Genomic DNA, 12,999 nt, shown 5'->3' on the forward strand with positions numbered 1-12,999 from the left:
GTCGGTTACCAGAGGTTCTGCGGGCAAAGCACCTTCGCCTTGTTGAAAATGCGCATCCCGACCACCACCTCATGATTGCCTCCCCCCATGCCGTTGAAGGCAGGCACGCCCCTGTCGTAGGCGTAGCCGAGGTCAAAGATGTGGCTGATGGTGACACCGGCCAGTACGGCGTAATTCCCGTTCTGCCGGTAGGAGCCACCTACCCACAGCCTGTTGTCGTACACCGCGCGCAGGTTGAAGTCGACTGAGCCCGGCAAAGGCTGCAACCACATCAACATGATAGACGGTATCAGGCTCACTCTTTCGGTGATGTCGAATTTGTAGGCGCCCGTCAGGAAATAGTGCTCGTACAGCAGGTTTCGGTCCTGTACGGCATTGTCGAAATTAGTGGCGTTGCCCAGAAGCTGCGTTGCCGAGCTCCCAATGTAAAAGCTGTTCCCATATAGCCAGAATCCGGCGGAGAGGTTTGGCTTCACCATGTTCCAGTCTGCCTTGGCGGCATCAGCAGGGTTGGAAAAGGTCAGCTCCTCCGAGCGCAGCTGCTGCTGGATCAAGCCTGCGCTGATTCCACCCGCCAGTTTTACGTCACGGGAGAGTTTCAGGTGATACGCGTAGGCCAGGCTCGCCTCTGTTCTGGCAAAGGCCCCCAGGCGGTCACGCACGGCCAGAATGCCCACGCCGTGGTGCGGCCTGAACTGCTGGCTGATCCGCCCGTTCTGGTTTCTGCCGCCAAACGAGGGGGTCGATTTGCCCGTCCGGTAACGCCCTCCCCTGGATGTGAAGCCGATGGGGGCATGGGCGCTGATATAAATTGTTGATGGCTCGCCCTCTATGCCCGACATCTGGGACCTGTTGCCGATCTTCACATCCGCGTACTGCTCGATGCCGGCAATAGCCGGGTTGAGCAGGTAGTTGTTGATGGAGTACTGGCTGTATTGAGGCTTCTGTTGTCCGTACACCAGCAAAGGGATACAAAGAAAAATAAGGAGCGGTAAAAGTTGTTTCATGGGCGTTTCCTTGAGTAGGGTAGTTAATTCACAATGTTGAGATAGCCGGTAAACCTGCTCTTGCCGGGGATACTGATAACATAGAAATAAGTGCCGACAGGCAACGCGGCTCCCCTGTACGTCCCGTTCCAGTCACTCTGGTAATTGGCCCGCTCAAAGATCAGGTTTCCCCACCGGTTGTATACCTCCACCGCCACCCCCGGAAAGTACTCGATGTTTTCTATCTCCCAGTTGTCGTTCACACCGTCCCCGTTCGGTGAGAAGGCATTGGGAATCACGAGCAGCTGGCGCACTGTTACCACCACACTGGTCGTATCCTCGCAGCCTTCCCTGTTCTTCACCGTTAGCGTGTAGCGCGTGGTTTGCTCCGGCGTGGCAACAGGGCTTGCGGCAAGGGGATCATCGAGCCCTGCAGCCGGGCTCCATATATAACTTTCTCCTCCGCTCCCGTTCAGGCGCACGCTCTCGCCCGAATCGATGTCCTGGTCCGGCAAGCTGGCCACTGCCTCGGGCACAGGGTACACCAAGGCCTGCACTGGTGTCCGTTCTCCCTCGCACCCGTTCTTCACCAGCGCCACATAGTAGGTGCGGGAGTCTTGGAGGGCAGGAGTCGTGAAAGTGCCATCTGTGGAACCGGCAAGCGGCGTTGGGGCTGTTTCGCTCTCGTACCAGCGGTATTCGCCGGCGGCCCCTCCCGTGGCTGTGAGCGTTACGCTGCCGGGGCCGCAGGAGCTTCCGTCCTGCGCTGCGGGAGCCGCCGGGGCGGGCCACACACGCACTGTCACTTTGTTGGAGGAGAGGCTTGTTCCGCACTCGTTCTGCACCCGCAGGCTGTACTCGCCGCTTTCGGTGGCCTGCAGGGTGTTGGAACCGCCGGAAAGCTCCTGCCCGTCGCGCAGCCAGGTATATGTCACATTTTGGATGGCCGCCGTATGCAGCATCACGGCGCCCCCCTCACACACCTCCAGCCTGCCGTCTGCCTCTATCTCCGGCGCAGCAGGCTTTGTGTTGATAGTAGCCTTTACGGGCACCCGCTTGCTTTCGCACTGTCCGTTGGTGATGGCTACGTAATAGGTGGCGGAGGCGGAGAGTTCAGGCGTGGTGAAGGAAGCTGCGTCGGCACCGGCGATGGCCGCTCCGCCGCTGGCTGCCTGATACCACCTGTACATGCCCGGGCTGCCGCCTGAGGCGGTCAGCGTTACCGCCGCTTTCGCACAGGCTGCCGCACCTTGTACGGTAGGTTGCGTAGGCAAAGCGAGCACTTTTACCTGCTGCCCCTTGCTGCTGCGGAAGGTGCCGCACTGGTTGGTTATCTCCGCTGTATATATACCGGGCTCTTCGGCCACAAAAAAGTGTTTGTTGCCGCTTACCAGGGTCCCGTCTCTATGCCACGCATATGTTGTCTCCTTGTATTCCGGCACGGACAGCCGCACGCTCCCGCCCCTGCAAAACACGGTGGAGCCGGTGGCCACGACCTCGAACGCGGGCATGGGCTCCTGGATTTTAAGCTCCACCCTGTTGGTGCTCCGGACGGCTCCGCAGAAGTTGGACAGCTCCACGGTATACACGCCAGCTTCCCGTGCCACGTATTCGTTCGACCCGTCATACACCAGCACGCCATCCCGCTTCCACACGTAGGCGGCACCCTCCTGCGCCGGCACCGACATCTGCACACTTCCCTTCTGGCATACCAGCAGCGTGCCGGAATACACTATCGTAGGGGCCGCCAGCCTTCCGGCCACCGTCACTGTCACATCATCCGCTTTCCCGATGCAGCCGCTGGCGTCTGTCACCTCCACGCCGTACACCCCCGATCTGGTCACGGTGATGGCCTGCGCAGTAGACCCGTTGCTCCACTTATAGCTTTTGCCGGGGCTTGCCGTCAGCAGCACGCTGCCTCCCGCACACAAGGTTATCGGCCCGTTAGCGGTTATGGTTGGCTTCACTGGTGAGACGCAGGCGCCGCTTTGAGGGATTTGCACTGGCACAGATCCTTTGCTGTGCCGATTGGCAGACACACCGGAATTGAATAGCACTACAAAAGCAAGAACAAGGGTAATAGTCAGAAACCCACGGAGGCTTCTTGTGCCGAAGGAAGAGCTATACATAAAAAATATGGAATGCTTAATATTATACTTATTACTAATTTTAATAAATAAAGTTATAGATTTTTAGTTCCACAACTTATCATATAAATATTATTTTGCTCTTTCTTTATACTTATGTCCCCCGCCTAACTTTAGGGACAGCCTTGGCGATGGCTGGAAATTGTAGAGAGTTCTATTATGGGCAGGACACAAAAAGGGCTGCAAAGTGAATTTGCAGCCCTTTTTGTGAAGCGTATGTTTTTGTATGATGCTTATACTTTGCCGTAGGCCGTGCGCTCCACGATGCTGCGGCCGAGGGTAATCTCGTCGGTGTACTCCAGCTCGCCGCCCACGGGCACACCGCGGGCGATGGTGGTGATGCGCAGGTTCTGGTCGCGGAGTTTGCGGGTGAGGTAAAAGGCCGTGGTGTCGCCTTCCATGGTGGGGCTGATGGCCAGCAAAAGCTCCTTCACCTCCGACCGCGGCAGGCGCTCCAGCAGCGACTCGATCTGCAGGTCAGACGGGCCGACGCCCTCCAATGGGGATATGACGCCGCCCAGCACGTGGTACAGGCCCTTGTACTGCGAAGTGTTCTCAATCGCGATCACATCCCGGATGTCGCTCACCACGCACAGCACGCTTTTGTCGCGCAGCGGGTTGGCGCAGATGCTGCAGATTTCGGTGTCCGAGATGTTGTGGCACTGTTTGCAGTGCTTCACGTCGGTGCGCATCTTCACCAGCGACTCGGCCAGCGAGAAAGTGTCTTCCGACTCCTCTTTCAGCAGGTGCAGCGCCAGGCGCAGGGCTGTTTTCCTCCCGATGCCCGGAAGCTTGGCCAGCTCCTCGACGGCATTCTCAATCAACTTCGACGGAAAATCCATTCAGTGTCCCCTCTACTCTATGTCCGCCGACAGGTCTTTGTCGTGCAGGGCGGTACACATGCCCACCAGCTCCTCGTAAGAACCCACCTTCACGGTACACTTGCCTTTGTAATGGATCAGCATGGTACACTGCTCCGCCTGCTCGGCCGTATGGCGGCACACTTTGATGAGCGTCTCGATGACATGGTCGAACGTGTTCACTTCGTCGTTGTACACCACCAGGTTGCGGAGGTCCGTGCTCTCTTCCAGCAACTCTACCTCAACCTGTTCTTCATGTAAAATATCAGTATCCCAGTTCATGATGCAAAAATACAAACTATTAAGCACTTAACGAAGCCGAAGGCATCAGACATCCCCTTTTCTTTCGTCTGCGGCCTTGTTGATGGCGCGTTTGTTTTAACAATTCCGCAGCCTTTTTCATTCCGGCTGGCTGCAGGTTTTGCCATATTATCCGCTATACAGGCTGGCAGGCGCAATCCGCTGAAACAGGCTTTATTTTTGCTATACCGGGCAATAACAGCGAACTTGCATTGTTGCTCTGATCATCACATTCATACATACACTTCTATTCATGACGCTACTTCACCCCTTCCGGAAACTGGCTTTTTTGATAGTGCTGCTGGCCGCCTCGCTGCAGGCGCAGGCGCAGGGCAAACTGCTGACGATGCAGGACGCCATCCTCAACAGCAACCTGCAGCCCGAGAACCTGAAGCAGCTGAGCTGGGTGGCAGGCACCGACGACTTTGTATATATAGACCAACAGGACAGCGCCGCTGTGCTGATGCGCGGCAGCGCCACCTCCACCAAACGCATCCAGGCACTGACACTTGGCAAGCTGAGCAAGGCATTGGAGGCTGCCGGAGCGCAGCAGCTCAGCAGCTTCCCGGCGCTGCACTGGGCCGACGGGAACACGCTGGCAATGGAAGTGCAGCACAAACTATATAAGTACAACCTGAACGCTGACAAGGCAGAAGTCATCACCACTTTCTCAGAGGAGGCGGATTATACCGAGCTGGACCCGTCCCTGCAGCGCGTGGCCTACACCAAAGGCAACAATTTATATATATCCGCGCCGGGCGCACCGGATGTAGCTTTGACCGATGAGGCCAACGTGGCGATTGTATATGGGCAGGCGGCGCACCGCTCGGAGTTCGGTATCACGAAGGGCACGTTCTGGTCGCCGGACGGCAGGCAGCTGGCTTTTTACCGCATGGACCAGACCATGGTGACGGACTACCCCCTCGTAGACATCGCCCCGCTTCCGGCAGTTCCCAGCAACATCAAGTACCCGATGGCGGGCGGCAAGAGCCACCACGTGACGGTGGGCGTATATAACACGGCCACTAAGAAAACCACTTACCTAAAAACAGGCGAGCCCGCAGAGCAGTACCTGACCAACGTAACCTGGAGCCCCGACGGCAAGTCGGTCTATTTAGCCGTGCTGAACCGCGACCAGAACCATATGCAGCTGAACCAGTACGATGCGGCCACGGGCAACTTCGTCAGAACCCTTTTTGAGGAGAAGCACGAGAAATACGTGGAGCCCGAGCACGGCCTGTACTTCCTGCCCGGTAACCCGAAGCGCTTTGTGTGGGTGAGCGAGCGCAGCGGCTTCGACCACCTGTACCTCTACGACACCAGCGGCAAGCAAATCCGGCAGCTCACCAGCGGCGACTGGATGGTGACCGAAATCCTTGGCTTCAACAAAAAAGGAACTGAACTCTATTATACCTCCACCGCCGAAAGCCCATTGGAACGCCATATATACCGTGTAAACCTGGACAACGGCAAAATGAAGAAACTCTCTGACGGCAGCGGCACGCACCACGCACAGCTGAGCCCGGGTGGCAACTACCTCATCGACAACTACAGCAGCCGTGAGGTGCCGCGCATCATCCGGGTGCTCAACACGAAGGGCAAGCTGGCGCAGTCGCTACTGGCGGCCAGGAACCCGGTAGCGGAATATGCGCTTGGCGAGACAACCGTTTTCACGATTAAGGCGGAAGACGGCACCGATTTATATGCCCGTATGATAGCGCCGCCCAATATGGACAAAAGCAAAAAGTACCCGGTGGTGGTATATGTATATGGCGGGCCGCACGTGCAGCTGGTCACTGACAGCTGGCTGGCGGGTGCCAATCTCTGGATGCACCTGATGGCGCAGAAAGGCTATATCGTCTTCACCGTGGATCCGCGCGGCTCTGCTGGTCGGGGACTGGCCTTTGAGCAGGAAACCTTCCGTCAGCTGGGCACTGCCGAACTGGCCGACCAACTGAAGGGCGTAGACTACCTGAAGTCACTGCCTTATGTGGATGCGGAGCGCCTGGGCGTGCATGGCTGGAGCTTCGGCGGCTTTATGACCACCTCGCTGATGCTGCGCGCTCCCGGCGTGTTCAAGGTGGGCGTGGCCGGGGGCCCGGTCATCGACTGGAAATATTACGAGGTGATGTACACCGAGCGCTACATGGACACGCCGGAGCAGAACCCCGAAGGATATAAAGAAGCCAACCTGCTGAATTACGTGGAGGACCTGAAGGGGAAGCTACTGCTGATACACGGCACCGTGGATGACGTGGTGGTGTGGCAGCACAGCCTCGCGTTTATCAAAAAGGCGGTGGACGAGGGCATACAGCTGGATTACTTCGTGTACCCGGGCCACCCGCACAACGTGCGCGGCAAAGACCGCGTGCACCTTATGACCAAAGTGACGCAGTATTTTGAGGACAACCTGTAGGAAGCAAAATTTTAGGAACACGCTATGCCCGCCATCTCCCAGGCTTTTCGACAGGCCGTAAAACAGCTGAGCGACAAAGAGAAAGAAGCCATTATCCTGAAAGCGGTACGCCGCGATGCCGAGCTTTACGACCTGCTTCTGTTCGAGTTAGGGGAGCTGACGCTGGAGGAGGTATATGAGCAGGCCTCGGACAAGATACACGAGCTGCTGCTAAACGCCAGCGGCCGCAGCCTGGCCAAGGCGCTTGCCAAAGCCCTGCGCAAGGCGCTGAAGGAAGTAGCCCTCTTCAAGCGCATCACCAAAAGTGCAAAAGGGGAAATAGACCTGAACCTGTACACGCTGCGCCTTATCTTCGGCAACTTCACCGGCCAGTTCGACAGCTACTACAAAGGCTTTTACACCGCCACCGCCCGGCTGCTGCTCCGCACCATGCAGCTCATCCGCAAAAACCTGCACGAGGACTATCACCTGGAATATAAAGCGGAATTGGACAGTTTCCTGCAGCAAATCCACCACCGCGAAAAGCCCGTGCCCGTTGCGCTTCCGCACGCGTTTGAGGTGGAATAGGTGAATTCTGAATGAGTGATGGAGTGAATGAGCGAATCTTAATTTTGAATAATTGACTTCTGAATAACTGAATGGGGCCATATATGACCGAGGAGGCAACCGTTGCCTCCTCGGTCATATATGGCCCCATTCACTCATTCACTCCATCACTCATTCAAAATTAGATCCCGCTTACTTTCACGTCCTCCAGATTAATGACTGATACTTTTTCCAGCTTGCCGGCTTCAAAAGCCTGGTCGAATTTTTCGAGCGGTAATTTCTCCTTGGAGGTGTAATTTATATAGTCCTGGAAGCGCACGCCACCGACCTCACGGGCGTTCACGGCCTCCCGGAAACGGGTGCCCTCCGAGCCGTCCTCTTCCTCGAAACTGTAGGCAAGGTAATCCATGGTATGGTCCCGCCGGTGGAACCAGTACACATAGACATCCTGATGGTCTTCTCCCCCACCCGTTGCCTCAAATGTTACCTTCACCTTGTGGTAAGGCTCGCCTTTTACGGTGGCCTCGCCTATATAGGCCTTCTGCACCGCAGGGTCGTTGAGGAAATAGGGCAGCTGGGCAAAGTAGATTACCGAGTTTACGGAGGCGCTGTACGCCTCCAGCTTTTCCTGCGGCAGTTCCACTACTGCGTCGTCCACGGTGCGCTCGAAGCCGCTGTTGCGGAGCACGTCGTGGATGCGCTGCCCGGTAGAGTCGGTGAAGGTGCGGCTGTAGACGTAGGCGCCGTTATCGCGGAGGGCGCGGTACTGCCTGTCGCGAAACCGGAACGTCACCACGCTCTGGTCCAGGTGCTGCCCGCCGTGGGCGGCAATGGCGGCATCCACAATGGCCTGCGCCTCCGATTTCTCCTCCGGGGTGCAGCCAGCGGCCGCAAGCAGCAGAAACGCCAGCAGTATATAGAATTGTCTGGATGGGTTTGTCATGAGCGGCAAAAATTTAAAATTCAAAGGTAGGCATTACGCCCGAAAGCTGCACAGAGCCTCAAACGAAAACCGCCCCGCCACTTCGGAGAGCGCGGGGCGGAAATCGAAAAAAAGAGGGTTGCTTATTTCTGGGCAGTCACGTCGAAAGAAACGGTAAACTCATCGTCGATCGCCTTGTCGCCCAGGTTGTCGAAGAAGCTGTTAGAGCCGTAGCGAATGTCGTATTTTGCGCGGTCCACCACTACATCGGCCTGCGCTGTCACCACATCCTCAGCCACGTTGATGGTAGCCGGGAAGGTAACAGGGTTTGTCTTGTCTTTAATGGTCAGGTCGCCTTCCACGGTGTAGTTCGGCTGTCCGGCGGCGGCACCGTCAATCGGCGTCACGCTGGTGATCTCGAACGTGGCGGTCGGGTATTTCTCCACGCCGAAGAAGTCGTCTGACTTCAAGTGGCCCACCAGTTTGCCGTTGTCCTCTGCGCTGGTCAGGTCAGAATTCGTGAGGCTGTGCATATCTATCACCAGGGTGCCGCCCGCCAGTTGGCCGCCGACTACGTCCAGTTCGCCGTTTTGCAGGGCGATGTTTCCGAAGTGCTCGCCGGTCACTTTCTTACCGTGCCAGCTTACCTCGCTCTTCTCCGCTACCACATTGTAGGCTTCAACCTCTCCGGAGGCTGGCGCTGCCTCGGCGGCAACTACGGTTTCAGTGGCTGCTGCCGTTGCTGTTTCGGTGGAGTTGCTGTTGCAGGCCGTGAATAAAAGTGCTGCGGCAAAGGAAGCATAAATGGCTGTCTTTTTCATGATGGTGTTTTTAATTGTTTCTTAATTTGTGTTAGTGCCGTTTCGAAGCGTTTTTCTGTCTACGGCACAAATATATGTATATACATTTAATGTACAAACATATTAAAAGAAATTTAGTTCATTTTCTCTGGTAGAAGAACATATATGGTAGCGTGCTGGAAGAGGGGATTTCTTGTTCCTGCCTCAGCAGGACGCCTAACGGGTTTGTTATAACACCTTCATTCATAGAGGCCACCGCATCTTAACTCGCCTGACGCCCACTCTTCTGCACCCTTAAACAAGAGCCCCGCTCATATGTTCAGGAAGTTTTATATATAGGCTTTCCATTTTAGCTGGCAGCAGCCTAAAAAAGGAAGCCGCTCCTTTATATTGGAGCGGCTTCAGGATAGGGCGGTTATATATAAATAACTGACGTTGCGCAAAATTAAAGCAGTTTAGAAAACGCCCTTCATAGTTATAGATTCTAAAAGTGACATGCTGTGAATTGCCATCGTTTACTGCCGTAGGGACAGGTTTCACCACAACAACATCATATATGGCCTTGCCACAATCTGATGGCCGGGCCTGATCAGCCCCTTATTTTGTCGAGCAGCCTGTTCAGTTGCTCCGCCTCCTCTGTGCTCAGGTTGGTGATGCCGGTGCCAGCCCCGCTTTCGACACCGTCCATCTGCTTCAGCAAGGCGAGCCCTTTTTCCGTTATCAGCACATCCACGGTGCGGCGGTCAGCGGGGCACTGCTTGCGTGTTACCAGCGCCTTCGCCTCCAGTTTGTCCACAATGCGGGAGGCGTTGGAGGTTTTGTCCAGCATGCGGTCAATCAGCAGGCTGATGGTGGCGGGCTTGGGGTGCTGCCCGCGCAGGATGCGCAGCACGTTGTACTGCGGCAGGGTTACGCCGAAGGGCTTGAACAGGCTTGCCTGCGCCTGCTGCACCCAACCGGAGGTATATAACAGGTTGATGTGCGCCTTCTGGTGCTCGCTCTTAAAAGTGGGCTGCTTGATTTCTTCTTCTATCTTCATCTTCAAAACTGCTTCTCCTGGATTAACCCCTAAATATATGTATATACATTCAATGTACAAACATAAAAAATAGTTTCATTCTCTGCTCCCTGTGTTCGTACCTCTGGGTAACATTCGTACCTCTGGGTAACAGCCGAAAGCCCTAAATGGTTGGCGCTGGTGTGCAGGCACCAGCACGGCCGCAGGTGTTTACTTTAAGAAAAGCACCCCGTCCTGCTCCCGCACCAGCTGGAACGGCTCGTCCTCCACGATCAGGAAGCCGTCGAGGTCGGCGAAGTCGAAGGCGCTGCTCAGCTGCATAGCCGACCATATCCCCAGCGTTGTCTCCACCATGCAGCCCAGCATGGCCATCATGCCGTGCTTGCGGGCCTCCTGCAGCAGGCGCACCGCGTTCAGGTAGCCGCCCGCCTTCATCAGCTTGATGTTGACACCGTGAAACTCCGTGCGCAGCAGCTCAAAATCAGCCGTGTCCGTCACCGATTCGTCGGCCACCAGCGGAATAGGGCTCATTTCCTTCAGGTGGGCGTAGGCGGCGGCGTGCGAGGCGGGCATGGGCTGCTCCACAAAAAGCACCTGCGCCGGGTCCAGCGCGTTCAGGAAAGTCACCAGTTCGTCCGGGTTCTGCCAGCTCTCGTTGCCGTCTATCACTATTTTGCGGGGCGTGGCCTTCAGCACCTCCTGCACCAGGTCCAGCCCCTGCTCCTGGTTCACTTTCACCTTCAGGCTGCGGAAGCGGTTCAGGTTGTTGGCCTGTATAAACTCCTGCACCTGCCCTGGCTCCATAATAGGCAGCGAGTAGCAGGTGGCCTGCTGCCCTGGCGGTCGCTGGCCCAGCAGCTGGTGTACGGGGATGCCCTTGTGCTGACAGAAATAGTGCAGGTAAGCCGACTCCACGGCAAAGCGCAGCGCATTCACCGGCGGGTGCTCCTGCAGCAGTTGCAGCAGGTCTTCCATGCTCTTCATCCCGGCCAGGCCCGCCATCAGCAGCACCTGGTACTGCTGCAGCAGCAGCTCCGGTGTCTCGCCGTAACGGATGTTGGGGGCCGCCTCGCCGAAGCCGCTGAAGGTGCCGTCCGTGACCTGCACCAGAAAGTTGAGTTTCTCGTCGCTGGCGTTCCGGGCTATTTTCCAGGTGTACTTCAGTTTGAGGTGCAGGGCCTCGATGCGCCATGTCAGCATATATAAAACAGTACTTATCAGGTGAAAAGATAGCCGAAATTGCACGTTTTTCTTATAAAAAGCTATCCCAGGCCCCACAATCACACAGGAAAGATAAAGTTTGCACCCAGACACCTGAAGCTGTTTAAAATCGGAGGGCACCAGTTTGCGGATGCGGTTTTTGCCTTTATATTTGCTAATCCAATGTAGCTGCGCCCTGTTGATTTTTGCTTGTGCGGGAGGTTTAGCGGGTGTGTTTCTGCAAAGCCTTTCCCGGCGGCGACTATATAGCAAGCCGCTTTTTTCTTTCTTTTCGCTTATGAAGAAATCTTTCCTGCCCCTGGCCGTGCTGGTCTGCATCACCCTGGCAGCCCTGCTTACCGTGCTGCAGCAGTACGGTTTTATTTCCTTCCCGGCCGAGGTGCTGCTGGCGGTGCGCTGGGTGGGCATCGCGGTGTTGCTGGGCTACGGCCTGCAGAAGCGCTCCCTCACCACCTGGATTCTCATCAGCATGGTGGTGGGCGCTGAGATCGGTTACGACTTCCCCGCATTCGCCACCAACCTGAACGTGCTGAGCAAGATTTTCCTCAAGCTCATCAAAACCATCATCGCGCCGCTCATTTTCGCCACGCTGGTGGTGGGCATTGCCGGCCACTCCAACCTGAAACAGGTGGGCAGCATGGGCTGGAAAGCCATTGTTTACTTCGAGGTGGTGACCACGCTGGCGCTGTTCATCGGGCTGGCCGCCATCAACATCAGCAAAGCCGGGGAGGGCATCGACGCGGGGCTGGCCCAGAGCCAGGAGGAAATCGCCGCCGTGCCGCCGCAAACCACTTCCGACATCATCCTGCACGTGTTCCCCGAAAACATCGCCAAATCGGTGGTGGAGGGGCAGGTGCTGCAGATTGTGGTGTTCAGCGTGCTGTTTGCCATCGGCCTGGCCATGGTGAGCGAGAAGAAGCGCAGGCCCATGCTCGAGTTCTGCGAGAGCCTCTCCGAAACCATGTTCAAGTTCACGAACATCATCATGTATTTTGCCCCGGTCGGGGTGGGCGCGGCCATTGCCTACACGGTGGGCCATATGGGCTTCGGCATTTTGCTGAACCTGTTCCAGTTGCTGGCTACCCTGTATGTGGCGCTCCTCGCTTTTGCGCTGCTCGTGCTGCTGCCGGTGGCCCTGCTTGCGCGCATCCCGGTCCGGCGCTTCCTGCAGGCCGTTTCAGGGCCGGTTTCCATTGCATTTGCCACCACCAGTTCGGAGGCCGCCCTGCCGCGCGCCATGGAGGAGATGGAGAAAATGGGCGTGCCGCGAAAGATTGTGGCCTTCGTGATGCCGACCGGCTACAGCTTCAACCTCGATGGCACCACGCTGTACCTGGCACTCGCCTCGGTGTTTGTGGCGCAGGCCGCCGGGATTCCGCTTACGTGGCAGCAGCAACTGGTGATGGTGTTCACGCTCATGCTCACGAGCAAGGGTGTGGCTGGCGTGCCGCGCGCCTCGCTGGTGATTTTGCTGGGCACCGTTGCCTCGTTCAATTTGCCGGTGTGGCCGGTATTCGCCATCCTGGGCATCGACGAGCTGATGGACATGGCCCGCACCTCCATCAACGTGACCGGCAACTGCCTCGCCACCGCCGTAGTGGCCCGCTGGGAAGGCGAGTTTGACCCGCAGCCGGAGACTGGCCTGGTAGAAACCTCCAACCCGGAACTGACACAGGACCAGCCGGAGGAAGACAGGGAACGGAAATTGGTGTAGGTTATATAGGAGCCATATATAAATCGCTTCGATTCCCTATTCCCAACAGCCATATATAGCTTTAGCGCA

General features: G+C 56.7%; 11 protein-coding genes. 3 read left to right on the top strand and 8 right to left on the bottom strand.

Going from position 1 to position 12,999, the window contains the following annotated elements:
• Positions 1-5: 5 nt before the first annotated feature.
• From GSQ62_RS06505 to GSQ62_RS06520, 4 genes are all read right to left on the bottom strand, one after another.
• Positions 6-1,007 carry a PorP/SprF family type IX secretion system membrane protein gene (locus GSQ62_RS06505; protein ID WP_161888759.1) on the bottom strand — a complete coding sequence of 334 codons (1,002 nt, stop codon included), beginning with the start codon at positions 1,005-1,007 and terminating at the stop codon, positions 6-8.
• A 23-nt stretch (positions 1,008-1,030) separates the two neighbouring features.
• Entirely contained in the window at positions 1,031-2,953 is a 1,923-nt protein-coding gene (locus GSQ62_RS06510) for an Ig-like domain-containing protein (protein WP_161888760.1), read from the bottom strand.
• Between the two features lie 413 nt (positions 2,954-3,366).
• Positions 3,367-3,975 carry a recombination mediator RecR gene (recR, locus tag GSQ62_RS06515; protein ID WP_161888761.1) on the bottom strand — a complete coding sequence of 203 codons (609 nt, stop codon included), beginning with the start codon at positions 3,973-3,975 and terminating at the stop codon, positions 3,367-3,369.
• A gap of 12 nt (positions 3,976-3,987) precedes the next feature.
• Positions 3,988-4,275, bottom strand: a complete 288-nt coding sequence (locus tag GSQ62_RS06520) for an ATP-dependent Clp protease adaptor ClpS (protein WP_161888762.1) — start codon at positions 4,273-4,275, stop codon at positions 3,988-3,990.
• A gap of 271 nt (positions 4,276-4,546) precedes the next feature.
• On the opposite strand from GSQ62_RS06520, the gene GSQ62_RS06525 reads away from it, so the two are divergent.
• Together GSQ62_RS06525 and GSQ62_RS06530 are read left to right on the top strand one after the other, a co-directional pair.
• Complete coding sequence (locus GSQ62_RS06525) at positions 4,547-6,709, top strand: S9 family peptidase (RefSeq protein ID WP_161888763.1); 2,163 nt, start codon at positions 4,547-4,549, stop codon at positions 6,707-6,709.
• A gap of 24 nt (positions 6,710-6,733) precedes the next feature.
• A complete protein-coding gene (locus GSQ62_RS06530; protein WP_161888764.1) occupies positions 6,734-7,276 on the top strand; it encodes a hypothetical protein in 543 nt (180 codons plus the stop codon).
• Between the two features lie 160 nt (positions 7,277-7,436).
• Here GSQ62_RS06530 and GSQ62_RS06535 read toward each other — a convergent pair whose 3' ends face one another.
• The 4 genes from GSQ62_RS06535 to GSQ62_RS06550 form a co-directional block, all read right to left on the bottom strand.
• Positions 7,437-8,222, bottom strand: a complete 786-nt coding sequence (locus GSQ62_RS06535; RefSeq protein WP_237587039.1) for a DUF6503 family protein — start codon at positions 8,220-8,222, stop codon at positions 7,437-7,439.
• 98 nt (positions 8,223-8,320) lie between these two features.
• Positions 8,321-8,998, bottom strand: coding sequence for a YceI family protein (locus GSQ62_RS06540; protein ID WP_161888765.1), 678 nt, complete (start codon positions 8,996-8,998; stop codon positions 8,321-8,323).
• Positions 8,999-9,566: 568 nt separating this feature from the next.
• On the bottom strand, positions 9,567-10,016 hold the full coding sequence (locus GSQ62_RS06545) for a MarR family winged helix-turn-helix transcriptional regulator (protein WP_161888766.1): 450 nt from the start codon (positions 10,014-10,016) through the stop codon (positions 9,567-9,569).
• A 189-nt stretch (positions 10,017-10,205) separates the two neighbouring features.
• Positions 10,206-11,195, bottom strand: coding sequence for a dipeptide epimerase (locus tag GSQ62_RS06550; protein WP_161888767.1), 990 nt, complete (start codon positions 11,193-11,195; stop codon positions 10,206-10,208).
• A 298-nt stretch (positions 11,196-11,493) separates the two neighbouring features.
• On the opposite strand from GSQ62_RS06550, the gene GSQ62_RS06555 reads away from it, so the two are divergent.
• Positions 11,494-12,930 carry a dicarboxylate/amino acid:cation symporter gene (locus tag GSQ62_RS06555; RefSeq protein WP_161888768.1) on the top strand — a complete coding sequence of 479 codons (1,437 nt, stop codon included), beginning with the start codon at positions 11,494-11,496 and terminating at the stop codon, positions 12,928-12,930.
• Positions 12,931-12,999 lie beyond the last annotated feature (69 nt).

This window comes from Pontibacter russatus (genome assembly GCF_009931655.1).
Classification (GTDB): Bacteria; Bacteroidota; Bacteroidia; order Cytophagales; family Hymenobacteraceae; genus Pontibacter; species Pontibacter russatus.